Raw genomic sequence first — 26,279 nt, 5'->3', positions numbered from 1 at the left:
GGTTCAGGCGGCCTTTTCGACGGCTGCAACGATCCCGTCCACCACTTCACGAAGCAGGACCTCGTTCTCGGCCTCTGCCATAACGCGGATCAGCGGCTCGGTTCCGGATTTACGGATCAGCACGCGGCCCGATCCGGCCAGTCGGCTTTCCGCATCTGCGATCACGGCCTGAACTGCCGCTGCGGACAAGGGATCTGCGCCCGCCGCATAGCGCACGTTTTTCAGCAGTTGTGGGACGGGGTCGAATTGGGTCGCCAGTTCGCTGGCCTGCTGGCCGCTTTCGGCCATCGCGGAAAGGAATTGCATCGCCGCGATCAGGCCATCGCCCGTGGTGGCATAGTCGGTCATGACGATATGGCCAGACTGTTCCCCGCCCAGATTGAAGCCGCCCTCGCGCATACGTTCGACGACATAGCGGTCACCGACCTTCGTGCGCTCCAGCCGCAATCCGCGACGGTCGAGGAAGTGTTCAAGCCCAAGGTTCGACATAACCGTTGCGACCAGGGCATCGCCACGCAGGCGCCCCTGTTCGGCCCAGCGTGCGGCCATCAACGCCATGATCTGATCGCCATCGGCAAGGCGGCCTTTTTCGTCGATGATGGCGACCCGATCTGCGTCACCATCCAGACTGATTCCCAGATGCGCGCCATGTTCCAGCACGGCGGCGGCGCAGGCTTCTGGATGGGTCGAGCCGACGCCCGCGTTGATATTGAAACCGTCCGGCTTCACACCGATCGCAATGACATCCGCCCCCAGTTCCCAAAGCACTTCGGGGGCGGCGCGATAGGCGGCACCGTTGGCACAGTCGATCACGATCTTCAGCCCGTCCAACCGCTGCCCGGCGGGGAAGGTTGTCTTGGCATATTCGACATAACGGCCGCGACCATCGTCGATCCGCTTGGCGCGGCCGATATTCCGGGGCTGCGTCGGTTCGATATCGCCTGCAACGATGGCTTCAATCTCATCCTCGGCCTCATCCGACAGCTTGAAGCCATCAGGACCAAAAAACTTGATGCCGTTATCCTCGGCCGGGTTATGGCTGGCTGAAATCATGATGCCCACATCTGCACGCATCGAGCGGGTCAGAAAGCCGACCGCAGGCGTCGGCACCGGGCCCAGCAGCAGCACATTCATCCCGGTCGAGGTCAGACCGGCGGTCAGCGCGTTTTCCAGCATATAGCCGGATAAACGGGTATCCTTGCCGATCACGACCCGATGGGCACTGTTATTGTCGCGGCGGAAATACCGGCCAGCCGCCGCGCCCAACCGCAAAGCCATCTCTGCTGTCATGGGATAGGTGTTGGCGCGACCGCGCACACCGTCTGTCCCGAATAATCCTCTGCTCATCCCATTACCTTTTCTTTTTCTTTAAGGGCGCTCCACAGGCGTATCCCCTGAACAATGTCTTTTACGTCGTGGATGCGATGAATTTGCACACCTTGATCCAGGGCCGCCAGTGTCACCGCCAAGGTGCCAGGCGTGCGCTCCGTTGCATTATCGGTCTGGCCGATGGTGCCAATGAACCGCTTGCGCGACACGCCCAGAAGAACAGGGCAGCCAAGGCCATGATACAGCGAAATTCGCCGCAAGATGGCAAGATTATGGTCCAGCGTTTTGCCAAAACCGATGCCGGGATCAATGACGATCCGGTCGCGCTTGGTACCCGCATCGACCGCACGCTGGATACGGGTTTCCAGCGCATCATAAACGTCCAGTAAAACGTCACCATAGCGCGGATCGTCCTGCATGCTTTCGGGCAGGCCTTGCGCGTGCATCAGACAGATTGGCGCGTCAGATTGGGCGATCAGCGCGGGCAAGTCTGGATCAAAGTCATAGCCTGACACGTCGTTGATCAAGGCCGCACCAGTCGTCAGCGCGGTCGCAGCAACCTGGGCTTTGCGGGTGTCGACCGAAATTGGTGCCTTGCCAGCGATGGCCCGGATCACGGGCAGGATGCGGGCGATTTCATCGGCTGCGGGAACCTCGGCTGCGCCGGGCCGGGTCGACTCTCCGCCAACATCCAGAATGTCTGCACCCTCCAGCAACAGGCGTTTGGCCTGTTTAACTGGATCGTAGCTGCCTCCGTCCGAGAAACTGTCTGGTGTCGCGTTGACGATCCCCATGACAACCGGCTGTGACAGGTCCAGCCCGGCAACGGGGGGGCGTGGTGCCGTCAGTGCCTCGATGACCTCGGCGGGGGCGTCGTCGACGATCTTGGGCAGTTCTCCCCTTTGCAATCTTTCGAAGCGTGTAAACCCTGTCCACCCTCCTGCTAGGCGATAACGCGCATCCGCTGCGGTTGTTGGAATGGGGCGATAGTAGATCCGGTCGGTCATGGTTCAGTCGATATGACCGATCGCAATCTGAAAGTCATCCGGGATTGGCGCAGGCGCCGCCTTCGTTCCCGCAAAGTCGATCCGATGCGCGCCAAGCCGCCGAGCCAGCCACAGGCCCAGCGTTGCCGGTTGCTGGCCTGCTTCCGGGGCGTCTGCGGTCAACCGCGTCGGAGCCCAGACCACGGCGCGTTCGGACCGTATGGCCGCGTCAAGTTCGGTCCGGGTTTCGGCCACTTCCAGACCCATCCGGCCGGCCAGCGCCCATGCGGCCTGATCCAGCGCCAACAGGGTGATCCGTCGCTGATCGCCGCCCGTCGGTAAAGGCAGCCCCAGGGTGGCGGGCAGAATGACCGCTGCATTATCGGGCATGGTGGCTGGCTGACCCACAATCACGCGAAATGGCGTCACGGCCTGCGATGCCTGAATGCTCGAGGCGCTTCGTGAAATGGTCACACCAAGCGCGCCCGGCCCGCGATCCAGCTTCTCGACGCTGACTTCGATCCGGGCCGCCTGGCGATGGGCCAACACTTCGGCCGCGATTTTTTCAGCCAGCGTTTCGACAAGATTGTATCGCTGATCGGCCAGCGCGGTGTCGATGGCCTGCGTCAGCACATCATAGGACAGGATATGGTCAACATGATCTTCCGTATTCGAAACGCGATCCCGCAGATCAACGGTCATGTTGAAGCGCAGCCGTTGCGGATGGCCGCGTTCGGATTGAAACGCGCCAATCTCGGCGGCGATGATCAGGTCTTTCAGGTGAATGCGGTCGGGCTTTTCCATAGCTGTCATTCACAGCAAAAGCCGACGACAGGCAAGCCTGTCGTCACCGCATCAGTTCGAGGCGACGCGCTGACCGCCACGGCGGTAGAAGATGTGCTGTCCGATACGTGCCGTCCGCTGGAACCGATGCGACCATGCCGGACGCACCGCAGGCGTGTGGAAATAGGTCGCGCCACCGGTCAGAACACGCGGCGCACCGGCCAGCGCGTTTTCCGCGATATTGCGGGCGCGCATATAGGCTGCCTTGTTGCGGATCGGTTTCGGCCCGCCGATCGTATAGCTGAACTGGCTGGGCTGATTGACGACGCCGCAAACCGTGCGGGGGAATGCGCGGCTGTCCACCCGGTTCAGGATGACCTCGGCCACTGCGGCCTGTCCCTGACTGCTTTCACCACGCGCTTCGTGATACACCGCTTCCGACAAACAGTTCAGATCCTGTTCGCTGAATTGGGTGCGCGTGCTGGCCAAAAACAGCTTTGCATCCGGGGCGTCATAATCTTCGTCAATGACGAGATTTTCCACTTTCACAGGTTCGGCATCTGTGTATAGAAGCGGCTTGGGACGGGGCAATTCCATCGCATTCGAAGCAGCACCGAAGATGCCAGCATCCGATGAGAATAACGATCCGTTTCCGCCCGCATTGGCGGCAGCCGAGGCAAAAGTAAGTGCGGCAGTTGCGCACAGACAAACCGGCGCGAACCGCTTAAGCAGCGTTTTCATCTTTATTCCTATAACCGCGTCAGATTGACAGGTCGTAAAGGTGACGCGGTCGCGAGCAGATGACCGCCATCTTTTTCCAGAAAGATGATTAGGATTTTTCCGAAGCCGCGAACCATGACACAGGGGCGTGAGGCGTCTGGTTTCGCGGAAACTGGCTATTTCCGGCAGAAAGCTGCCGACAAGATTTTGCTGAACTGGCGAGTTTTGGCGCGGAGGACGCGATAAATGACCGATTCGGCCCTATTTTCAGCAACTTGAAGTTGAAAAAAATCGACGAATTCAGCGAATCATCACAAAATTCCAGACTTAATGGTTCGTTTTCGATTTCGCCTGAATTGTTGCCTGCGCGGCGGCCAGTCTGGCCACAGGAACCCGGAAGGGTGAGCAAGAGACATAGTCCACGCCGGCGGCATGACAAAACGCGATGGATTCAGGATTGCCGCCATGTTCGCCGCATACGGACAAGATGATCTGGGGATTGGTCTGCCGTGCCCTTTGGACACCGGTCAGGACCAATTCGCCCACGCCATCCTGATCCAGAATGTGGAACGGGTCTTCGGAATAGACACCCTGACCAACATAAATGCCCATGAAGCGGCCCGCATCATCGCGCGACAAGCCATAGGTCATTTGCGTCAGGTCATTTGTGCCGAAGGACAGGAATGAAAGATGCTCGGCAATTTCTCCGGCCCGCAGCGTCGCGCGCGGTGTTTCGACCATCACCCCAAGCCTGTAGTCGAAATCGATGCGGTGGACGTTGCGCACCTCGGCCGCGACGGCGTCGATGCGGTTCTTGACGATCTCGACCTCTCGCACGGCGCTGACCAGCGGGATCATGATTTCCGGGACGATGGGCTGACCCGTCCTTGCGGCGGCATCAATCGCCGCCTCGAAGATCGCGCGGGCCTGCATGTCATAGATTTCCGGAACGGTGATCCCCAGGCGAACGCCGCGCATTCCCAGCATCGGGTTGAACTCTGACAACGCATCAACCCGGCGGGTCACATCCGACAGGGGCAGGTCCAATGATTCTGCCAGTTCACGAATACCTTCGCGATCATGTGGCAAAAATTCATGCAAAGGCGGGTCGAACAGACGAATGGTGACGGGCAACCCCGCCATGATTTCGAACAATTCGCGGAAATCCTGCCGCTGCATCGGCAAAATGCGCTCCAGCGCCAGACGACGATCATCCGGCGTGTCGGCAAAGATCATCTCGCGCATTGCGGGCAGGCGGTTCGCGTCAAAGAACATATGCTCGGTGCGACACAGACCGATGCCTTGCGCCTTGAAGGTCTGGGCCATTCGCGCATCTTCGGGCGTATCGGCATTGGCGCGAACCACGATGTCGCTTTCCTGATCCGCCCAGTCCAGCAGTTGATTGAAACTGTCATCCAAGGCCGGGCCCAGCAGCGTGACACGCCCGGCCAAAACCTCGCCCGAGGTGCCGTCGACGGTGATTTCGTCACCTTCTTCCAGCACCTCGCTGCCAAATTTGACCCTGCGATGGCGCAGATCGATGTTGATTCCTGTTGCTCCGACGATGCAGGGCTTGCCCAGCCCACGCGCAATCACCGCCGCATGGCTGGAGGTGCCGCCGCGTTCTGTCAGAACCGCAACAGCGGCATGCATCCCACGGATATCTTCGGGACTGGTTTCGCGACGGATCAGGATACAGGCCTCGTCACGTGCCGCGGCCGCCTGTGCATCGGTTGTGGTAAAGACGATCTTGCCAGTTGCCGCCCCCGGACTGGCATTGATGCCACGCGCAATAACGTGACGCGGGGCGCCCGGATCGACCTGATGGTGTAACAGATCGGCCAGTGCGCGCGGTTCGACCCGCATCACGGCTTCGGCCGTTGTAATGATCTTGTTGCGCGCCATCGCGACAGCCACCCGGACATTGGCACGGGATGAACGCTGCACCCGCGTCGCATCGATGATCGAGATATTGCCATTGTTGATGACAAATTCGATCTGCATTTCTTCGCGCAGCCGCGCACGGGTGGCGGTTCCATATGCCACCAGATCACCGAAAAGCTCTGGTGCGACGTCTTCCAGCGATGAACCGCGGTCATCCTTGACCAGATAAAATGTCTCGACGTCCTGACCGGCTGTTGCGCCCTGTGATTGGCGACGGAAACGCCCGGTGATGCGGGGTGCGCCGCTGACCGGGTCGATGAACTGAATAGTGCCTGATCCGCACAGGCCAGGACCAAGGGCAGGGGCCATATCCTGGACGACCAACCCAAGGGGTGCATCTGCCGGGGCGCCCTTTGCCTGACGCAGCAGGCGCGCTGTCGGGCCGTCCCATGCCCGTGACATGGACCGCAAAACCTCGGCCAGTTGGGTGCCCGGGTCCTGGGGGAAGGGTTCGTCCATCTGGTCGTGATACAGGTGCAAAGCCTGTGCCAGCGCACCCGGCCCGTCCTGCGTGAACATGTCGGGGTCCAGACGCGCAATGTTGATGGCGTAGCTTTGGACAAAATCCAGATAAATCGCATCGGCGTTTGCGCCGCCGATAGATTTCGACATCGCCGTATGGGTGTCGTCATTGATGCCGACGTTCAGCACCGTGCGTGGCCCGCCCCATTCAGGCATGACCGCCGAAGGGCGAACGCTGACCAACCGGTTATCCTGAGAAAACAGCGCACGCAGTTCGGGCAGCGGGATGCGTCGACCGCTGGCGATACCGGCCACGGTCGAGGCGGGAATGGCAAAACTGCGCGGAACCGGCAACTCAAGCCGGATCAGACGTTGCAGGCATTTCGCCCGCCATCCGTGGTGATGGCGTTCAATCCCCGCCGAGGGGGTGATTTCGGTCAGATCGGGGCTGTCGCGCATATCCATGATTGTGGAAGATAGGCATCGCGCCAGTCATGCCGCAAGTGCGAAAAAGGGGGCGCAAGGCCCCCTTTTGCTGATTTTGTCCAATGACGTCGCGATTATTCGACGATGGTGACCTTGGACATGTAGTCGGGCTCTTGCACCGAACCATTCGCGGCGGCATCGCCCTTTTTGATCTGGTTCAGGACATCCCAGCCATCGATCAACTGACCGACGACGGTATATTGACCATCAAGGAAGGGGGCCGGCGCCAGGTCGATGAAGAATTGACTGTTGGCGCTGTTGGGATCTTGCGCACGCGCCATGCCGACCGTGCCCGCGTCGAACGAGGTTTCGTTGAACTCGGCCTCAAGATCGGGCTTGCTGGAACCGCCCATGCCCGCCCGCGACAGATCGCCAGCCTGCTTGCCATGTTCCACGTCGCCGGTTTGGGCCATGAACCCCTCGATCACGCGGTGAAAGACGACGCCATCATAGTCGCCAGCCTTGGCCAGTTCGACCAGACGAGCGACGTGGTTCGGCGCCTTGTCCGCCAGCAGATCAAGCGTGATCGTGCCTTTGGGCGTGCCGTCAGCCGCTGCGACCTCTATCACCATGTTCGGGCCGGGGCCATCAGCATGCGTCGGCGCGTCCTGCGCAACGGCCGCGGTTGCCGTCAGCGCAAGGGCCGGGACCAGCAGGTATTTACTGAACATCGGCAGCCACCTTGACTGAGATCATGCGGTCGGGCGATGCTGGCGGTTCGCCACGGACGATCTTGTCGACATGCTCCATCCCGTCAATCACGCGCCCATAAACGGTATATTGGCCGTTCAGGAAGTCGTTGTCCTTGAAGTTGATGAAGAACTGGCTGTTGGCGCTGTTCGGGTTCTGCGAACGCGCAGCGCCCAACGTGCCGCGCGAATGCGGCAGTTTGGAAAATTCAGCAGGAAGGTCGGGCAGGTCTGATGCGCCGGTGCCGGCGCGGCCCGGATTGTAGTCCTTTTCCATATTGGCATGGGCTACGTCGCCGGTCTGGGCCATGAAGCCGTCGATCACGCGATGGAAGGCGACATTGTCATATGCGCCTGCGCGGGCCAGCTCTTTCATGCGCTCGGAATGTTTGGGCGCCACGTCGGGCAGCAACTCGATCACAACCGGGCCGTCCTTCAGCTCGATGATGATGGTGTTTTCGGGGTCTTTGATATCGGCCATGCGGCCCTCCTTTGCCACGTTCACTTGTTGATTTAGGCGTTTGCGAACACAGGTGCAACGCGCGACGACCTCAAAGGTTTATCACGCAGGCGTCATCATGCCTCACGTTGCCGGCACTGTTGACGCCGCCGCGCCCATGCGGGACAAGCCTATTCAAAACATTCACCCCGAAAGGACGCGAGATGGCGGATTTCAATACGATTGATGACATGGATCTGGATGGCAAAGTCGTGCTGACCCGCGTCGATCTGAATGTTCCAATGGAAAATGGTCGCGTCACCGACACGACCCGGATCGACAAGATCGTGCCAACGGTCAAGGATATTCAGGCCAAAGGCGGCATCCCGGTTCTGCTGGCGCATTTTGATCGTCCGAAAGGTCAGCGCGTCGAAAGCATGAGCCTGAAGCAAATCCTGCCCGCGCTGGAGGCCGCACTGGGGCAGCCGGTCGCGTTCAGTGACGAACTGATCGGTGGTCCGGCAAAGCGTGTGGTCGCTGCACTGAAGCCCGGTGATGTCGCGCTGATGGAAAACACCCGGTTCTACGAGGGTGAAGAAAAGAACGATCCGACCTTTGCCGCGTCGATCGCGGCGCTTGGCGGGGCCTTTATCAACGACGCATTTTCGGCCGCCCACCGTGCGCACGCCTCGACCACGGGTCTGGCTGATCTGCTGTCCGCAGGTGCCGGACGCCTGATGGAAGCCGAATTGAAGGCGCTGGATGCGGCGCTTGGCAATCCGCACCGCCCGGTGATCGCGGTGGTTGGGGGCGCCAAGGTATCGACCAAGCTGGATCTCTTGATGAATCTGGTCGAAAAAGTTGACAATCTGGCGATCGGCGGCGGCATGGCCAACACTTTTCTGGTCGCCAAGGGGATCGAGGTCGGAAAGTCGCTTGCGGAACGCGACATGGCCGACACGGCCCGCGCGATCATGGAAAAGGCGGCGCAGACCGGCTGCACCATCCTGCTGCCGCAAGACATTGTCGTTGCACGCGAGTTCAGGGCAGGTGCGCCAAGCGAGACGCTGCCCGTCGATCAATGTCCGGCTGATGCAATGATTCTGGATGCGGGACCGAAAACCGTTGCCGCTTTGGGCGAGTCGATGGAGCTGTGCAAGACACTGATCTGGAACGGCCCCTTGGGCGCGTTCGAAATCGAGCCGTTTGATGCAGCGACCAATGCGGCTGCCCGCAAGGCGGCACAGCTGACCCGCGAGGGACGTCTGATTTCGGTCGCGGGGGGTGGCGATACCGTTGCCGCATTGAACAAGGCTGGCGTGGCCGATGACTTCACCTTCATCTCGACCGCCGGTGGGGCGTTCCTTGAATGGATGGAAGGCAAGGATCTGCCCGGTGTGCAGGCGTTGAAGAAACCGGGCAAGTAAGCGTTCGGCAATGCAAACGAAAAACGGGGCGACAGATATCGCCCCGTTTGGTTTCCAGGATGAGCTTTGTCAGCGCCCGAACAATCCGCGCAGCAATCCGCCAAGCAGTCCGCCGGAATTGTTGCTGCCGGTATTGTTCGCCGGAGTGGTCACGACGACCACATTTGACGTTGCCGAGGTTGCGTTCGATCCCGTCTGAGACATCGTTTCCGCAGTCGTGGTGGTGGCCGACGTCGCAACGGTGTCCGTCACCGCAGATGCTGTATCGGAAATAGCTGCCACCGTTTCCGTCGCGGGTTCCGTTACCGTTGCTGCAGGAACGGTCTGCTCTGCGCTGGCAGCATCTGTCGATACAGCCGTGGATGCAGCCTCTGCAACGACACCGGCAGATTGCGACTGTGCTGTCGCATCACTGTAATCGCGCGTCGACTGTAACCAGCCGCTATAGTCAGCAGGTAATTTCACCGCGGGCGATACCGCCGTATACTCTGACGCCTCATATCCGTTTGCCTCACCCGCCGCGATGATGGGCCGGACAAAAATGCTGCGCTGATCCCCGCCGATTTCGGTTGAGATTGCATTGGTCATCCCGCCGAACAGCGAAAGATGTTGAAGCGTGAGGTTTGAATTCATGAACATGATACCTCCTTTGGGTAAAACTCAGTCCTCGCTCTCAGCTATGTGCCAAGCCACGCGATATCGCCAATGATTTGAAATTAAGATTTTATTCATCTTTGTGGATGCGAGTGGGCTTGTTTCCGCTATTGTTATCGCATGTTAGCGTCACCAGCGTTGTCTCTGGTCACCTCCATGCTATGCAGCCGCCAAACAGAGTGGAGTGCTTCAATGCAGATGACCGATACGGTTCGGAAAATCCTGGCCAATTACGAAGGCGAAAATCCTGGCGTGAAGGCGCAGTTGGCGCGGATGCTGATGACGGGCAAGCTGGCTGGCACCGGCAAGATGATCATTCTGCCGGTCGATCAGGGTTTCGAGCATGGCCCGGCGCGCAGCTTTGCGCCGAACCCGGCCGGCTATGACCCCCATTATCATTACCAGCTGGCAATCGACGCGGGCCTGAATGCCTATGCCGCGCCGCTGGGCATGATCGAGGCCGGGGCCGATACGTTTGCCGGTCAGATTCCGACGATCCTGAAGGTCAATTCGGCCAATTCGCTGATGTCTGATACGGCGGGCAAGAACCAGGCCATCACGGCAAGCGTGGACGACGCTCTGCGCCTTGGCGCTCGGCCATCGGGTTCACGATCTATCCGGGGTCGGACATGGCGCTGAGCATGTTCGAGGAAATCTCGGCCATGCGTCAGGAAGCGGCGGCCAAAGGGATCGCCAGTGTCATCTGGTCCTATCCGCGTGGCGAAGCGATCAGCAAAGACGGCGAAACCGCCATCGACATCGCGGCCTATGCCGCACAGATCGCGGCCCTGCTGGGCGCGCATATCATCAAGATCAAACTGTCGACCGATCATCTGGAACTGCCCGAGGCCAAGAAGGTCTATGAGGCGCAGAAGATTGACGTCGCGACACAGGCTGCACGCGTCAAGCATTGCATGCAGGCATCGTTCAACGGGCGCCGCATCGTGGTCTTTTCGGGCGGTGCCGCGAAAGGCGCGGATGCGGTTTATGACGATGCCCGTGCGATCCGTGACGGCGGCGGCAATGGCTCGATCATCGGGCGCAACAGTTTTCAGCGTTCGCGCGAAGATGCACTGGATATGCTGCAAAAGCTGGTGGATATCTATAAGGGTGCGTAAGCAACCTGTTTGATTGTGAATGAAAAAGGGGGCGCTCGCGCCCCCTCTTGCGTCCTTGGGGGCCGCAATTCACCCCCCGAGGATATTTAGGCACAGAAGATGGATCAGCCGCGCAGGCCGGTTTCTTCCAGCAAGCCTTTGCGTTTGGCTTCGTAGTAATAGCCGCGCGAATACCAACCGATTGTCTTGTCAGGGTTGCCGTCAGCAACGAGATATGCACCACGCAGGTATTTCACGCCATAGCGCAGGTTCGTATCGGCATCCAGAAGCCCGCTGTCCGGGCCGCGATAACCCATCGTGCGGGCGGTTTGCGGCAGGATCTGCATCAGGCCGTAATAGGGGCCGTTTCGGGCCCCGGGGCGATGATGGGATTCCCGGATAATGACACGCTGAACCAGTGCAGAGGGCACCTGATAGTGGCGCGACCAATAGGTGATACGCGACCGCAAGTGGGGCGTTTCGTTGGGATAGAGGCCGTTCGCGCCGAGGCCTTCGGGCATCGGTCGCGAATTGCCGCCACCACAGGCGGCCAGCGCCAGAGCTGACAGGATCAGCCCCCGGCGTCCCCACTGGGCCATCTCAGGCATGAATCGCACCGTCGCCAAGTGCCAGTGCCGCTTCGCGAACCGCTTCCGACGTGGTCGGGTGGGCATGGCAGGTCAAGGCGACATCTTCGGCCGAGGCACCGAATTCCATGGCGACGCAGATTTCGTGGATCATCTCACCCGCGTTCGGGCCCACGATGTGGCAGCCCAGAATACGGTCGGTTTCTGCATCCGCGATCATTTTCACGAAACCTTCCGACTGCATCATCGCCTTGGCGCGGGCGTTGCCCATGAAGGGGAACTTGCCGACCTTGATCTTGCGGCCACTTTCCTTGGCGGCTTCTTCGGTCAGACCAACCGATGCAACCTCGGGCGTGGTGTAGATCACGCCGGGGATCACGTCGTAATTGACGTGGCCATGTTTGCCCGCGATGACCTCGGCAGCCGCCATGCCTTCGTCTTCGGCCTTGTGCGCCAGCATTGGGCCGGGAACGCAATCCCCGATGGCATAGATGCCCGGCACATTGGTGCGCCAGTGATCGTCGATCTTGACGAAACCGCGATCGGTCATTTCAACGCCAAGTTTGTCCAGCCCCAGACCGTCTACGGTGGGGCGTCGACCCGTTGCGACCAGAACGACATCGGCCTCCAGCGTGTTTTCGCTGTCGTCTTTCTTCAGCTTGTAAGTGACCTTGGCCTTGCCTTTGGTGACTTCGGCGCTTTGGACGGCGGCGCCCATGACGAAGTTAATCCCCTGTTTGCTCAGGATTTTCTGGAATTGTTTTTGCACTTCGGCATCCATGCCCGGCGTAATCACATCCAGATATTCAATCACCGTCACATCCGCGCCCAAGCGGGCATAGACGGAACCAAGTTCCAGGCCGATGACGCCAGCGCCGATCACGATCATGGATTTTGGCACTTTCGGCAGCGCCAATGCACCGGTGGAATCGACGATCACGCCGCCCGCATTATCAACCTCGACCCCCTTCAGGGCAGAGGGGACAGAGCCGGTGGCAATGACGATGTTTTTCGTGTCATAAAGCGTGTCGCCGACCTTGACCTTGCCGGGGGCTTCGATCGTTGCCCAGCCTTTCAGCCAATCTATCTTATTCTTTTTGAACAGAAATTCGATGCCCTTGGTGTTGCCGGCGACGGTTTCAGCCTTGTAGCCGAGCATCTTGGCCCAGTCGACTTTGACCTTGGCGCCCGTCAGACCCATCTTGTCAAAATTATGTTCGGCCTCGTGCAGCAGATGGCTTGCGTGCAGCAGGGCTTTTGATGGGATGCAGCCCACGTTCAGGCAGGTGCCACCAAGAGTTTCGCGGCCTTCGACGCAGGCGACTTTCAGGCCAAGCTGGGCGGCGCGGATGGCGCAGACATAGCCGCCGGGGCCGGCACCGATCACGATCAGATCATAGGTGGACATCGTAAACTCCTTCTTGTCCTTGGCCCGCACGGGGCATGCACTGGGCGTACACAAGCTGTACACCGCCCATGCACTATTCTTCTTTCGTCAGGGCGCGCGGTTTGATCAAAACAACGCCGCCAAAATCATCATCATCGTCGCGGCAAAGCCTATCGCCCAAATGAGCGAGCGGCCGGGTGTCCAACCCAATACATAAGCTGGAATGTAGAAAATTCGAGCGATCAGATAGATCCATGCGCAGGTCGCCGTCAGCGTGGACCCCTGTTGACCCATCGTCACCACAACAACCGCCAGCGTGAACAGGATCAGCCCCTCGAAATGGTTGTTCAGCGCACGCTGTAATCTGCCCGCAGTCCCGGTCAGAGCAGGTGGGTTGTCGCGCGGTCCCATGGCCACTTTCGGGCCGACCTGCAGATTGGCGGCGACCGAGAATACCGCAAACTGAATAGCTTGCAGGATTCCGGCCAGCGCCAATACGGTCAATTCGGTCGTCACGTCAGGCCGTTTCGACCAAAGCAAAGCTGGTCGCCGTCACGCCTGCCTGACTGTTGAAGACACCTGCCGCACCCTCGAGATAGGCTTTGGCGGCCTTGGCATCGCTGATGTTGAACAGCGCCCAGGCGTTGCCATTATCCTGACGCCACAGTTGCAGCAGCGACATCCCGTTATTGCCGCGATCTTCGGCGTCATTGTCGAAGGCCGTCTTGAAGGCCGCGAAATCATTCACGGTGTAATGTGCGATCATCTGGCTCATATCATTCCTCCTGTAACATTGCGTTGCGGATGGTTTGGAAATCCGCCTCGGTAATCTCAAATAATCCGCGCCGGGCCAACATGCCCCAGTTGCCCTGGGTAAATTCCAGCCGTCCTTTCAACTGGTCGATAGGCGTTTCAGCCGCTTTGCGCCAGTCCACATCGCGCCGATAAAGCATCATGCCGGGCCGGATTTCGGCCTGATATGGTTCGCCTTCCCTGATCTGACCAAGCGCGGTGAAAGCTTTCAGCGGCTGACCATCAGGATAGGCGGTTTTGGGGGAATAGAAGATCAGCCAGTCGCCGGGGCCAAGGCGTTGCAACGGCGCCAGCTTGCCGTGGTTCATCATGGCAAAGCCGCCGGCCACACCGATCATGACGTGTTCGCGGCTGACGGTGCTGATCCAGTAATGGGTCATGCGAGCCTCGGCGAGGAAGAAGGCGGGGCAAGACCCCACCTTGCCGTATCATGGCATTGGAGTGCAACCGATCGCAGGTGAGGGCGGGGCGCGGCCCCGCATTTCCCGCCCAGCGATGCCGTTGCAGCGCCCTTTCCCATCTTTCTCGACCTTACAGATCCATCAACAGCCGGCGCGGGTCTTCCAGCGCCTCTTTCACGCGCACAAGGAAGGTCACGGCGCCTTTGCCATCGACAATGCGGTGGTCATAGGACAGCGCCAGATACATCATCGGGCGGATGACGACCTGACCGCCAACGGCCATCGGGCGCTCCTGAATCTTGTGCATGCCAAGGATACCCGACTGCGGCGGGTTCAGGATCGGCGAGGACATCAGCGAGCCATAGACCCCACCGTTCGAAATGGTAAAGGTGCCGCCCTGCATTTCGGCCATGGACAGCTTGCCATCACGTCCCTTCACGCCCAGTTCGGCGATTTCCTTTTCGATCTGGGCAAAGGACTTCTGGTCGGCGTCGCGGACGACGGGAACGACCAGACCGTTCGGCGTGCCGACCGCGATGCCCATGTTGACATAGTTCTTGTAAACCACATCGGTGCCGTCGATTTCGGCGTTCACTTCCGGCACTTCATGCAATGCGTGGACGCAGGCCTTCACGAAGAAAGACATGAAGCCCAGCTTGACCTTGTGCTTCTTCTCGAACGCGTCCTTGTATTCGTTGCGCAAGGACATGATGCCGGACATGTCGGCCTCATTATAGGTGGTTAGCATCGCGGCGGTGTTCTGCGCGTCCTTCAGACGGCGGGCGATGGTCTGACGCAGCCGGGTCATCTTGACGCGCTCTTCGCGGGCGGCGTCCTGAACGGGACGGGCCGAAGCCGGGACGGCCGTGGGTGCGGCAGCTTTCGCCGGGACTGCGGCTGCGCCGGACACGTCTTCCTTCATCACGCGGCCATCGCGGCCCGAGCCGGTGACCTGATCGCGGCTGACGCCTTTTTCAGCCATGGCTTTCTTGGCTGAGGGGGCGTCTTCGACATCGTCGCGCGGCTTGGTCTGTTCCGGACCTGCGCCGGGCGATCCGACATCGCTGGCCTTGTCGGCATCCTTGTCACCGGTGGCTTCTGCCTCTGGCGCCTTTGCCGAAGCCGATACCGCGCCGGAAGCACCCTCGGTGATGATGGCCAGACGCGCCTTGGCATCGACGGTCGCGCCTTCTTCAGCCAGAATTTCGGCCAGAACGCCAGCAGCGGGGCTGGGCACCTCGACCGAGACCTTGTCGGTTTCCAGCTCGCACAGCATTTCATCAGCGGCGACGGTATCGCCAACCTTCTTGAACCAAGTTGCAACGGTCGCTTCGGTGACGCTTTCACCAAGAGCCGGGACCATGACGTCGACGGATTTTCCGCTCATATTGTTCTGTCCTTCCGGGGTCTTCGCGGCAGCTTCGCTGCTGGCCTGCGGTTGTTCTTCTTTTGGGGTTTCAGCTTTCGGGGCCGCCGCTGGTGCAGCAGCCTGACCGGCTTCGTTTATCTGGGCCAACAGGGCATCCGGGCCGACGGTTTCGCCTTCGGCCACGACGATTTCGGCCAGAACGCCAGCAGCGGGGCTGGGCACCTCGACCGTGACCTTGTCGGTTTCCAGCTCGCACAGCATCTCATCGACCGCCACCGCGTCACCCGGTTTCTTGAACCAGGTGGCAACGGTGGCTTCGGTAACGGATTCGCCCAGTGCGGGGACGCGAACATCTACGGTCATGGGGTTATCCTTCGATTGCCAGTGCTTCGTTGATGGACAGGGCCTCGTTCACCAGCGCCTCTTGTTCGGCCTTATGGCGCGATGCCAGACCCGTGGCGGGCGAGGCAGCGGCGTTGCGACCGACATAGCGGGCGCGGCTGTGTTTCGCGCCAAGGCGTTCCAGCACCCATTCCAGATAAGGCTCGACAAAACTCCAGCCGCCCTGGTTCTTGGGCTCTTCCTGACACCAGATGAACTCGGCCTGCTTGAAGCGCCCCAATTCCTTGACCATCGCCTGTGCCGGGAACGGATAGAACTGTTCCAGCCGCAGCAGATAGACGTCGGTGATGCCAGCCTCATCGCGTGCTTTCAGCAGATCATAATAAACCTTGCCCGAGCAGATGACGACGCGCTTGATTTCATCATCGGCCACCAGCGCGGTCATGGACGTCCCGCGCTGCGCATCATCCCACAGCACCCGGTGGAAGGTCGAGCCGGTCTGGAAATCCTCGGCCTTGCTGACGGCCAATGGGTGACGCAGCAGCGATTTCGGCGTCATCAGCACCAGCGGCTTGCGGAAGCCGCGATGGATCTGACGGCGCAGAATGTGGAAATAGTTGGCCGGCGTCGTGCAGTTCGCAACGATCCAGTTATCTTCCGCACTGCTTTGCAGGAAGCGTTCCAACCGGGCAGAGCTGTGTTCCGGACCCTGGCCTTCATAGCCATGCGGCAGCAGCATCACCAGACCGGACATCCGCAGCCATTTCTTTTCGCCCGAACTGATGAACTGGTCGAACATGATCTGTGCGCCGTTGGCGAAATCGCCGAACTGCGCTTCCCACAGCACCAGCGAGTTCGGCTCGGCCAGCGAATAGCCGTATTCGAACCCAAGGACCGCGTATTCGGACAGCATCGAATCGATGACTTCGAATTTCGCCTGATCCTTCTGGATGTGGTTCAGCGGGTAATAACGCTCTTCGCTTTCCTGATCGACGATGGCCGAATGGCGCTGCGAGAAGGTGCCCCGGGTCGAATCCTGACCGGCCAGACGGACGCCATGGCCTTCGACCAGCAGCGAACCAAAGGCCAGCGCCTCACCGGTTGCCCAGTCGAAGCCCTCGCCGGTTTCGAACATCTTCTTCTTGGCTTCCAGAAGACGAGAAACGGTCTTGTGCAGATGCACATCTTCCGGCGGCGTGGTCAGCGCATGGCCAATTTCGGTCATCATCGCGGGCGCGATGCCGGTTTCACCGGCCACGTAATCGGCACCTTCGCGTTCCAGACCGGACCATTTGCCGTCCAGCCAGTCGGCCTTGTTCGGCTTGTAGTTTTTCCCGATCTCGAACTCTTCGTTCAGATGCGCCTGGAAGGCGGCCTTCATATCCTCGATTTCGCCTTCAGGGATCAGGCCGTCCTTGACCAGCCGTTCCGTATAAAGCTGCAGGGTCGTCTTGTGACCCTTGATCTGCTTATACATCATCGGATTGGTGAACATCGGCTCATCGCCTTCGTTATGGCCAAAGCGGCGATAACAGAAGATGTCCAGAACGACGTCTTTGTGGAATTTCTGCCGGAACTCGATCGCCACGCGTGCGGCGTGAACCACGGCTTCCGGGTCATCGCCATTCACGTGGAAGATCGGCGCTTCGACCATCAGCGCAATATCCGTCGGATAGGGCGAGGTGCGGCTGAAATGGGGCGCGGTTGTAAAGCCGATCTGGTTGTTCACGATGATATGGATCGTGCCGCCGGTGCGGTGGCCGCGAATACCCGACAGTTGCAGACATTCCGCCACGACGCCCTGACCGGCAAAAGCCGCATCGCCATGCAGCAGGATCGGCAGAACGGCAGTCCGGTCGCCGGTATCGCCCAGTTGATCACCCTTGGCCCGCGCTTTGCCCAGAACCACGGGGTTCACGGCTTCCAGATGCGAGGGGTTCGCCGTCAGCGACAGGTGGACGGTATTGCCATCAAATTCGCGGTCCGAAGACGCGCCAAGATGGTATTTCACATCGCCCGAGCCATCGACATCTTCGGGCTTGTAGCTGCCCCCCTGAAACTCGTGGAAAATCGCGCGGAACGGTTTCGACAGCACGTTTGCCAGAACCGACAGGCGGCCACGGTGCGGCATGCCGACGACGATATCCTTCACCCCAAGCGCACCACCGCGCTTGATGATCTGCTCCATCGCGGGGATCAGCGCCTCGGCACCGTCAAGGCCGAAACGCTTGGTGCCCATGTATTTGACATGCAGGAACTTCTCGAAACCCTCGGCCTCGACCAGCTTGTTCAGGATGGCGCGGCGGCCTTCGCGGGTGAAAGCGATCTCTTTGCCATAACCCTCGATCCGTTCTTTCAGCCAAGCGGCTTCCTCGGGATTCGAGATGTGCATGTATTGCAGCGCGAAAGTGCCGCAATAGGTGCGCTGCATCAGGTCGTTGATCTGCCGGATCGTTGCGATTTCCAGGCCAAGCACGTTGTCGATGAAGATCGGGCGATCCAGATCATTGGGACCAAAACCATAGGTTTCCGGCAACAGCTCGCCGTTATCGGGGACTTCGCGCATGCCCAGTGGATCAAGATCAGCATGCAGGTGGCCGCGAATACGATAGGCGCGGATCAGCATCAGCGCGCGGATCGAATCCAGCACCGCCTGACGCATCTGGTCGCTGCTCAGGCTGATGCCCTTTTCTTCGGCCTTGGCCGCGATTTTCTTCATCGCTGCATCTGCTTCGGCTTTGGTCGATTGCGGCCATTCGCCGGTCAACGCCGACGTGTTTTCGTCCGAAGGCACCGGCGGCCAGTCGCGGCGACGCCAGGTTGCGCCCTGCGCTTCGCGGACGGCATCTGCTTCGGCATCGCCAAGGCCGCGGAAAAATTCGTTCCACGCCTGATCGACGGCAGCCGGATCCTTGGCCCATTGGCCATAAAGCTGTTCGATATAGGCCGCATTCTGGCCCTGAAGGAACGACGAGTCGTGGAAATCGGTATTTTTCGGTTGCTCGGTCATGTTTTTCGCGCCCTTGACGCTTTGGCTGGAAATAGTGGCTGGCGTCGCGTTACGCGGCGCTACATTCGACGATCATGATCTGGACACCGGGCATGGCGGCGCCCGAACCAGGAGAGTTGGTTTTGCTGTTTTCGACACTGCGGCCGTCCTGCCCGCAAAGTTTTGCCGGCGCTGCCTCGACCTGACCCGGATTGGCCTGTGCGGGGCGCAGCAGCACGATGTAACGGCTGTCCACGTCACCTGATATCGATACGAGCGCTGCCTGTTGCAAGCCTGTGCGGCTGTCGACCGGGCCGGTATGGCGGGTAGGTGCAGCGGGCACTGCCGGCGTCGTCGGCGCGGTCACGGTGGGCGCGGGTGGGGGCGTCGTCACTTGCGGGCGCTGCACCGGAGCGGGTGCGGGCGGCGCGGTGGTCACGGGTGCCGTTGGCGTGGGCTGCACGCAACCTGCGACCATGGCCGCGACAAAGCCAAGCATCGTGGCTGATTTGGCAGTGCGAAGGGAAATATGTATCATTCTGGTCACCTGTTCTCGCATCAAGCACAATAGACGTCGATAATTGCCGCACCGGGATCGGCATAGGGATCAAGGCGCGGGATATGTTCGATCCGCGCCGGACGACGCTTTTCAAGACCACACAGAGCGCGGGCCGCATCCTGTTCCGCATTCGCGGGCGCACGGGCAGGGTGATAGATCAGACGCCAGCCGAAATCGCGGCGCGCCACCGTGCGAACGGCGTCCGGCGGCAGGGTGCTGGCCTGATGCAGATTGGTCATCGCCGGAATGCCGCCGGGCAGGATGTCATCCGTCGGCCCACGTCCACAGGCCGTAATCAGCAGCAGCGCGGCAAGCGACAAAGGCGCGGTATAACGGCCTTCGGCTGTTTTGACGTGGGGTTGCACTCTCTGCCTCCTGCGGTCGCGATTACGGTCCATAGTCGGGCGAGAGGGCGAAGGTGTCAAATTGATGTCACGGGTCGGCAGCGTCCGGGCCGCCGAAGCGCAGGCATGAAACGGGCGACACAAGGCCCCGGGACGAGAAGCTGCCGCGTCGCCGACGGGCGGTTGCCGGTCGATTCGTGTTATGCCTGAACCGCTGCTCATCATCTGTCCAAAGCCCGTTTAACCCCCGGTGCAACAGGATTGCCGCACCGGGGACTTGATTATTTGCCGATGGCTTTCAGCACGGCTTCGCCGAGACCGGCAGGGCTGTCGGCGACGATGATGCCGGCCTTTTTCATGGCCTCGATCTTCGATTCCGCGTCCCCCTTGCCGCCGGACACGATGGCGCCGGCATGACCCATGCGACGGCCCGGAGGGGCGGTGCGGCCGGCAATGAAACCGGCAGTCGGTTTCCAGATGCCTTTTTTCTTCATCTCGGCCAGAAACTCTGCAGCTTCTTCCTCGGCGGACCCGCCAATTTCGCCGATCATGATGATGGATTCGGTTTCCGGATCTTCAAGGAACATGCGCAGCACGTCGATATGCTCCATCCCCTTGATCGGGTCGCCGCCGATGCCGACAGCGGAGGACTGACCCAAGCCGACGTCCGAAGTCTGCTTGACCGCTTCATAGGTCAGCGTGCCCGAGCGTGAGACAACACCGACGCTGCCGCGCTTGAAGATCGAACCCGGCATGATGCCGATCTTGCATTCGTCCGGTGTCATGATGCCGGGGCAGTTCGGCCCGATCAGGCGTGACTTGGACCCTTCCAGCGCGCGTTTCACGCGCATCATGTCCAGCACCGGGATGCCTTCTGTGATGGCAACGATCAGCGGAACTTCCGCGTCGATTGCTTCCAGAATGGAATCCGCAGCGAAGGGCGGCGGGACATAGATCGCAGTCGCGTTGGCACCGCTTACTGCGACGGCTTCGTGTACGCTGTTGAAAACCGGCAGGTCAAGGTGGGTGGTGCCACCTTTGCCGGGCGTCACGCCGCCGACCATCTGAGTGCCGTAAGCAATCGCCTGTTCGGTGTGAAAGGTCCCCTGGGATCCGGTGATGCCCTGGGTGATGACCTTGGTGTTCTTGTCTACGAGAATAGCCATCTTTTTCTTATCCTTTAACCGCTTTCACGATCTTCTCGGCTGCGTCCGACAGGTTGTCGGCGGCGATCACGTTCAGGCCGCTTTCGGCGATAATCTTCTTGCCCTGCTCGACATTGGTGCCTTCCAGACGCACGACCAGCGGAACCTGCAAGCCGACCTCTTTCACGGCGGCGACGATGCCTTCCGCGATGATGTCGTTGCGCATGATGCCGCCGAAGATGTTGACCAGAATGCCTTTGACGTTCGGGTCGCTGGTGATGATCTTGAACGCTTCGGTCACTTTCTCTTTCGTGGCGCCGCCGCCAACGTCGAGGAAGTTCGCAGGCTCGGCGCCATACAGCTTGATGATGTCCATGGTGGCCATGGCCAGACCGGCGCCGTTCACCATGCAGCCGATTTCGCCGTCCAGCGCGATATAGTTCAGGTCGAACTTGGACGCGGCGAGTTCCTTGGGGTCTTCTTCGGTTTCATCGCGCAGCGCCATGATGTCGGGCTGGCGGTAAAGCGCGTTATTGTCGAAACCCATCTTCGCATCGAGGCATTTCAGGCTGCCATCGGTCATGACGATCAGCGGGTTGATTTCCAGCATCTCCATGTCTTTTTCGATGAACATGCGATACAGGTTTTTCACCAGCGCCACGCATTGCTTGACCTGCTGGCCCGTCAGGCCAAGGGCAAAGGCCACGCGACGGCCGTGGAAGTCCGACAGGCCCGAGGCCGGATCGACGCTGAAGCTGACGATTTTTTCGGGCGTATTGGCGGCGACTTCTTCGATGTCCATGCCGCCTTCGGTCGATGCGACAAAGCTGACGCGCGAGGTGCCGCGATCAACCAGCAGCGCCAGATACAGCTCGCGTTCGATGTCGCTGCCGTCTTCGATGTAGATGCGGTTGACCTGCTTGCCGGCCGGACCGGTCTGGTGGGTCACAAGGGTGCGGCCCAGCATCTGACGGGTCAGCTCCTCGGCTTCCTCGACCGATTTGGCCAGGCGGACACCGCCCTTTTCGCCAGCTTCGGCTTCCTTGAATTTACCCTTGCCACGGCCACCTGCGTGGATCTGGGCCTTGACGACCCACAGAGGGCCGTCCATCTCGCTTGCCGCCGATTTTGCTTCGTCGGCTTTCATGACGATACGGCCGTCACTGACCGGCGCGCCATACTGACGCAGCAGAGCTTTGGCCTGATATTCGTGAATGTTCATTGTCATCCCCCGCTAGTTCGGTTGCTGGGGTTTTGTCACAAGGCGAAATCCATTTGAACCGGAACAGGGCAGTGTTAGCGCAAAATTGTGCCGAAATTACATTCTGTGATCACGCGGATATTTTGTGTGATCACATTTCTGCGGACCCAGGTTCAGCCGCGCATGACGGGTCCAATCGCATATTTGCGTCCCGACACGACAGATTTGCGAATTTTTTCGTGTGGCCCGAATTAAGTTGTTGACGATTGTATGAGCGTGCCGAAACTGCAGCGGAAGATAATTCCTGATTAAAGCTTTCATGAGGAACGAAATGGCGAACACTCCGACAGAAGGTAATGACTCGCTCGAAGGCACCGCTGGCAACGACACGATCAATGGCTTGGGCGGCAATGACAGCATTTACGGTTATGCCGGGAATGACCGCCTGATTGGCGGAACCGGCGATGATCGCTTCTACATAACCGCCAATGACTTCGGGACCGATACCATTGACGGCGGCGATGGCACCGACTGGATCTATGTCACGGCAAACCTGACAGTGAACAAGTTCCTGCTGAACTCGACCTATCTGAAGAGTGTCGAAGGGCTGTATCTTTATCCCGGTTCGGTCAATGGCACGACCGGCAACGATGTGTTCGATATCAGCGGCGTGGGGGAGGTCGACAGCGCCGGATCCAACGATTTCTTCCTGAATGATGGTAACGATTCATTCATCGGTCACATCGGCTCGGATACCGTTTGGGGTGGAACGGGCAATGATACCTTGCGCGGCGGCGCGGGCGACGATCGTCTTTATGGCGGTTCCGGGGTGGATCGGCTTTATGGCGACAGCGGCAATGACCGCTTCTACATCGATGCCAACGATGTTGGAAACGACTACCTTTACGGCGGCGATGGCACCGACTGGATCTATGTCACGGCAGATCTGACGGTGAACAAGTTCCTGCTGAACTCGACCTATCTGAACAGCATCGAAGGGCTGTATCTTTATCCCGGTTCGGTCAATGGCACGACCGGCAACGATGTGTTCGATATCAGCGGCGTGGGGCAGATCGACAGCGCCGGATCCAATGATTTCTTCCTGAATGATGGCAACGATTCATTCATTGGTCACATCGGCTCGGATACCGTTCGGGGTGGAACGGGCAACGATACCTTGCGCGGCGGCGCGGGCGACGATCGTCTTTATGGCGGTTCCGGGGTGGATCGGCTTTATGGCGACAGCGGCAATGATCGCTTCTACATCGATGCCAACGATGTTGGAAACGACTACCTTTACGGCGGCGATGGCACCGACTGGATCTATGTCACGGCAGATCTGACGGTGAACAAGTTCCTGCTGAACTCGACCTATCTGAACAGCATCGAAGGGCTGTATCTTTATCCCGGTTCGGTCAATGGCACGACCGGCAACGATGTGTTCGATATCAGCGGTGTGGGGCAGGTCGACAGCGCCGGAACCGGCGACTTCTTCCTGAATGATGGCAACGATTCATTCATCGGTCATGCTGGTGCAGATACCGTTCGGGGCGGCTCGGGTCGTGACACCATTTATGGCGGTGCAGGGAACGACGTCCTCGACGGTGGAGATGGCGTTGATGTCCTAAGCTATAGCTCGGCCTCGGGTGGTGTGACCGTCAATCTGTCGATTACCGATTATCAGACTGTCGGTGGTGGCCAAGGCTCTGACAAAATCTCGAATTTCGAAAATGTTCGCGGGTCCAAAGGGAATGACCAGATTACCGGCTCGGGTAAAAGCAATACGTTGAACGGCGAAAACGGGAATGATGTGCTGCGCGGTGGGCGCGGGAATGACGTTCTGAACGGCGGAGCGGGCTTTGATTTCGCCTCATTCTCGGATTCGGCAAGCGGCATTCGCGTAAACCTTGCCGCGACGGGCAGCCAACGGATCAGCAATTCTCTGGGTGATGATCGGCTGGTTTCGATCGAAGGCGCCATCGGGTCGCGTCACAATGACCGGATGACCGGAAATAACGGTGCCAATCATCTGCGGGGCGAAGGTGGGAACGATACGCTGATCGGCGGCGGCGGTGCAGACACGCTGAACGGCGGCGCTGGCAGGGATTGGACCATTTACACTGGAAACAGTGCGGTCAAGGTCGATCTTGCACGATCTTCCGCGCAAAGCGCGGCCCACGGCACTGACAAGCTGATCTCGATCGAGAATGTGTCGACCGGCAATGGCCATGACAGGCTGGCAGGCAATGCTTTCGCGAATGAACTGGTTGGCAATGGTGGCAAGGATACGCTGCTGGGCGCTGGTGGGAATGATGTGCTGAACGGTGGTGCGGGCAATGACCTGATCGACGGCGGCGCAGGCCGTGATACGATCATCTTTACCGGGAAGGCCGCAGCCAAGGTCAATCTGGCGGTCACGGCGGCGCAGAACACCGGCTATGGCATCGACAAGATCGTCAAGGTCGAAAATGTCACCGGCGGGAACGGCAATGACGTGTTTACCGGAAACGGGGCTGCAAACGTGCTGTCAGGGCGTGGCGGAAATGACCGCCTGCTTGGCGGCGGCGGCAACGATACTCTGGACGGCGGCGCGGGAAATGACACCATCGTGGGCGGTGCCGGACTCGACCGGGTGGTGTTTGACACCAACGCAAACATCAGGGTCAATCTGGCGGTCACGGCGCTTCAGGTAACCGGTGCGGGCCGGGACAAGATTACCGGGGTCGAGCAGGTCCAGACCGGCGGTGGCGATGACCGCTTGGTCGGGAATGCCGGCAACAACGTGTTGATCGCCGGAGCAGGTGACGACCGCCTGACGGGCGGTGCTGGCAGCGACATTCTGACCGGTGGTGCGGGCGAGGATGTTTTCGTCTTCGCACGTCGTCACGGCGCTGACCGGATCACGGATTTTGAGGATGGTGTTGATACGATTCATATCACCGGCGCAAGATTCGCAGCGTTGAACATCGAATATGCCGGGAATGATACCAAGGTCAGCTTTGGGGGCACGACGATCCTTGTGAAAGACGTCTACTACTACAACCTGGACGAATCTGACTTCACCTTCGGGTGACAGATCGACATTCTGGTGCGCCCGTCGAGGGGCGCGCCAGATCCGGACATGGTAAGATCGCTGTCGCGCGGTTGAATTAATGTCGTCTGGCGGTGGATATATCGGCCAAAGACCGCATCGACATCAGCGGCCCGTTTGCCAGAAGTCGCGTGTTTTCTGGTCCAGCGACCAATCCTTTGCAATCAGCGTCCGAAATTTTGCAGCGCGTTTTGATCCCAGCACTTCTTCCAACCCATATGGTTGCAGCGGATCACCCGGATTTGCCGCGCCATGCAGCCTTCGCGAGTGCAAGACGCGTGGTGCACCACTTTTTTCATTCCAGTTATCCAGCGCAGAAAGCTGGATCAGATTATACTCCACCGGCAGGCTGAGAAAGCTTAGGTCGGATTCATAAAGGGAACTGCGAAAATAGGGTTGATCCACAGGTGTCCCCGTTTCCCTGACACGGCTTTCCCAGGCTTCTGTGAAGGCAGTAATCCTGTCTGATTTGCGGACCGCCAGAAAGCCTGTGTTGATGACAGGAAAGCAACGCGGTGGCATGCGCCCGCGCACGTGCATCATCCCCTTTGTGCGGATGAGGGCTTGAACGCCGGCCATTTCATACTTGTCCAGAATCGCAAAGACCTCGGACAGATCGGCCGTTACAAGGATGTCAGCGTCCAGAATAATTGTCTTATCGAAACGAGTCCGACGAATTGCCTCCATCTTGGGGCGAAAAAAACCATGATCAAGCACGTGAATGCGACTGAAAACCGGGTCATTGACCGGTTGATCTGTAAACAGATCTATCAGCGCATCCGGCATCATCAATCGCAAACTTCGCGCAGCGCGTTGTGCCAGTATGGTGTATTTGAGGCCGGTAGCCGCAAAAACAAATCCATATTCCGCATCGGTCTGGGTGGGGATGTTTGGGGTCGAGGGGGTCTGATATCTTGCATGCAGGTAATGTCCGGCCCTGCGTTTGATATTCCGATAGATAGACTTAAGCGAAGACATCAGGGTTCTTTCGGTATCCGTATACCAATCCGGAAAAGAAAAGACCCGGCGATTGTC

General features: G+C 59.4%; 22 protein-coding genes and 1 pseudogene. 3 read left to right on the top strand and 20 right to left on the bottom strand.

Translation table 11 applies throughout. The features are described 5' to 3' along the window. Window positions 1-3: 3 nt before the first annotated feature. From glmM to H4P12_RS09880, 7 genes are all read right to left on the bottom strand, one after another. Window positions 4-1,347 carry a phosphoglucosamine mutase gene (glmM, locus tag H4P12_RS09910; RefSeq protein WP_187793529.1) on the bottom strand — a complete coding sequence of 448 codons (1,344 nt, stop codon included), beginning with the start codon at window positions 1,345-1,347 and terminating at the stop codon, window positions 4-6. Continuing rightward, the gene (gene folP / locus H4P12_RS09905) at window positions 1,344-2,336 is read right to left on the bottom strand and encodes a dihydropteroate synthase (protein ID WP_187793528.1); all 993 of its coding nucleotides are present in this window, start codon (window positions 2,334-2,336) and stop codon (window positions 1,344-1,346) included. Before folP ends, glmM begins: the two co-directional genes overlap by 4 nt. Window positions 2,337-2,339: 3 nt before the next feature. Then, complete coding sequence (locus H4P12_RS09900) at window positions 2,340-3,128, bottom strand: dihydroneopterin aldolase (protein WP_246449225.1); 789 nt, start codon at window positions 3,126-3,128, stop codon at window positions 2,340-2,342. A 42-nt stretch (window positions 3,129-3,170) separates the two neighbouring features. Further along, a complete protein-coding gene (locus tag H4P12_RS09895) occupies window positions 3,171-3,839 on the bottom strand; it encodes a cell wall hydrolase (protein WP_187793527.1) in 669 nt (222 codons plus the stop codon). A gap of 306 nt (window positions 3,840-4,145) precedes the next feature. Next, window positions 4,146-6,689: a putative PEP-binding protein gene (locus H4P12_RS09890; RefSeq protein WP_425498213.1), complete on the bottom strand. Its 2,544-nt coding sequence runs from the start codon at window positions 6,687-6,689 to the stop codon at window positions 4,146-4,148. A 95-nt stretch (window positions 6,690-6,784) separates the two neighbouring features. Continuing rightward, window positions 6,785-7,381, bottom strand: coding sequence for a peptidylprolyl isomerase (locus tag H4P12_RS09885; RefSeq protein ID WP_187793526.1), 597 nt, complete (start codon window positions 7,379-7,381; stop codon window positions 6,785-6,787). Next, window positions 7,371-7,880 carry a peptidylprolyl isomerase gene (locus H4P12_RS09880; protein ID WP_187793525.1) on the bottom strand — a complete coding sequence of 170 codons (510 nt, stop codon included), beginning with the start codon at window positions 7,878-7,880 and terminating at the stop codon, window positions 7,371-7,373. The genes H4P12_RS09885 and H4P12_RS09880 overlap by 11 nt, the downstream gene beginning before the upstream one ends. A 182-nt stretch (window positions 7,881-8,062) precedes the next feature. On the opposite strand from H4P12_RS09880, the gene H4P12_RS09875 reads away from it, so the two are divergent. After that, window positions 8,063-9,265 (top strand): phosphoglycerate kinase, encoded by a 1,203-nt coding sequence (locus H4P12_RS09875; protein WP_187793524.1) that lies wholly within the window; start codon window positions 8,063-8,065, stop codon window positions 9,263-9,265. A 69-nt stretch (window positions 9,266-9,334) separates the two neighbouring features. Here H4P12_RS09875 and H4P12_RS09870 read toward each other — a convergent pair whose 3' ends face one another. Then, window positions 9,335-9,904: a hypothetical protein gene (locus H4P12_RS09870; protein WP_187793523.1), complete on the bottom strand. Its 570-nt coding sequence runs from the start codon at window positions 9,902-9,904 to the stop codon at window positions 9,335-9,337. A 207-nt stretch (window positions 9,905-10,111) separates the two neighbouring features. On the opposite strand from H4P12_RS09870, the pseudogene H4P12_RS09865 reads away from it, so the two are divergent. After that, window positions 10,112-11,037, top strand: a pseudogene (locus tag H4P12_RS09865) (class I fructose-bisphosphate aldolase). Between the two features lie 104 nt (window positions 11,038-11,141). Here the strand turns inward: H4P12_RS09865 and H4P12_RS09860 are convergent. The 11 genes from H4P12_RS09860 to sucC form a co-directional block, all read right to left on the bottom strand. After that, entirely contained in the window at window positions 11,142-11,615 is a 474-nt protein-coding gene (locus H4P12_RS09860; protein ID WP_187793975.1) for a lytic transglycosylase domain-containing protein, read from the bottom strand. 1 nt (window position 11,616) lies between these two features. Further along, window positions 11,617-13,011, bottom strand: coding sequence for a dihydrolipoyl dehydrogenase (lpdA, locus tag H4P12_RS09855; protein ID WP_187793522.1), 1,395 nt, complete (start codon window positions 13,009-13,011; stop codon window positions 11,617-11,619). A gap of 105 nt (window positions 13,012-13,116) precedes the next feature. Continuing rightward, window positions 13,117-13,506 carry an MAPEG family protein gene (locus H4P12_RS09850; protein WP_187793521.1) on the bottom strand — a complete coding sequence of 130 codons (390 nt, stop codon included), beginning with the start codon at window positions 13,504-13,506 and terminating at the stop codon, window positions 13,117-13,119. A 1-nt stretch (window position 13,507) separates the two neighbouring features. Beyond that, window positions 13,508-13,765 (bottom strand): hypothetical protein, encoded by a 258-nt coding sequence (locus tag H4P12_RS09845; RefSeq protein ID WP_187793520.1) that lies wholly within the window; start codon window positions 13,763-13,765, stop codon window positions 13,508-13,510. A 1-nt stretch (window position 13,766) separates the two neighbouring features. Next, window positions 13,767-14,183: an EVE domain-containing protein gene (locus H4P12_RS09840; protein WP_187793519.1), complete on the bottom strand. Its 417-nt coding sequence runs from the start codon at window positions 14,181-14,183 to the stop codon at window positions 13,767-13,769. A 151-nt stretch (window positions 14,184-14,334) separates the two neighbouring features. After that, complete coding sequence (gene odhB, locus H4P12_RS09835) at window positions 14,335-15,936, bottom strand: 2-oxoglutarate dehydrogenase complex dihydrolipoyllysine-residue succinyltransferase (protein ID WP_187793518.1); 1,602 nt, start codon at window positions 15,934-15,936, stop codon at window positions 14,335-14,337. Between the two features lie 4 nt (window positions 15,937-15,940). Further along, on the bottom strand, window positions 15,941-18,925 hold the full coding sequence (locus tag H4P12_RS09830; protein WP_187793517.1) for a 2-oxoglutarate dehydrogenase E1 component: 2,985 nt from the start codon (window positions 18,923-18,925) through the stop codon (window positions 15,941-15,943). A 49-nt stretch (window positions 18,926-18,974) separates the two neighbouring features. Continuing rightward, a complete protein-coding gene (locus tag H4P12_RS09825) occupies window positions 18,975-19,442 on the bottom strand; it encodes a hypothetical protein (protein WP_187793516.1) in 468 nt (155 codons plus the stop codon). A 20-nt stretch (window positions 19,443-19,462) separates the two neighbouring features. Next, the gene (locus H4P12_RS09820; protein WP_187793515.1) at window positions 19,463-19,828 is read right to left on the bottom strand and encodes a hypothetical protein; all 366 of its coding nucleotides are present in this window, start codon (window positions 19,826-19,828) and stop codon (window positions 19,463-19,465) included. Window positions 19,829-20,088: 260 nt separating this feature from the next. Further along, on the bottom strand, window positions 20,089-20,973 hold the full coding sequence (gene sucD / locus H4P12_RS09815) for a succinate--CoA ligase subunit alpha (protein WP_187793514.1): 885 nt from the start codon (window positions 20,971-20,973) through the stop codon (window positions 20,089-20,091). A gap of 7 nt (window positions 20,974-20,980) precedes the next feature. Continuing rightward, on the bottom strand, window positions 20,981-22,174 hold the full coding sequence (sucC, locus tag H4P12_RS09810; RefSeq protein WP_187793513.1) for an ADP-forming succinate--CoA ligase subunit beta: 1,194 nt from the start codon (window positions 22,172-22,174) through the stop codon (window positions 20,981-20,983). 310 nt (window positions 22,175-22,484) lie between these two features. Between sucC and H4P12_RS09805 the strand changes: the two genes are divergently transcribed. Beyond that, window positions 22,485-25,226, top strand: a complete 2,742-nt coding sequence (locus H4P12_RS09805; RefSeq protein WP_187793512.1) for a beta strand repeat-containing protein — start codon at window positions 22,485-22,487, stop codon at window positions 25,224-25,226. 123 nt (window positions 25,227-25,349) lie between these two features. Here the strand turns inward: H4P12_RS09805 and H4P12_RS09800 are convergent, their stop codons facing one another. Beyond that, the gene (locus tag H4P12_RS09800; protein WP_187793511.1) at window positions 25,350-26,030 is read right to left on the bottom strand and encodes a glycosyltransferase family protein; all 681 of its coding nucleotides are present in this window, start codon (window positions 26,028-26,030) and stop codon (window positions 25,350-25,352) included. Window positions 26,031-26,279: the final 249 nt, after the last annotated feature.

Source organism: Paracoccus amoyensis (assembly GCF_014490725.1).
Lineage (GTDB): Bacteria > Pseudomonadota > Alphaproteobacteria > Rhodobacterales > Rhodobacteraceae > Paracoccus > Paracoccus amoyensis.
The sequence above is the reverse complement of the archived record's forward strand: the minus strand, read 5'-3'. Positions and strand labels throughout refer to the sequence as shown.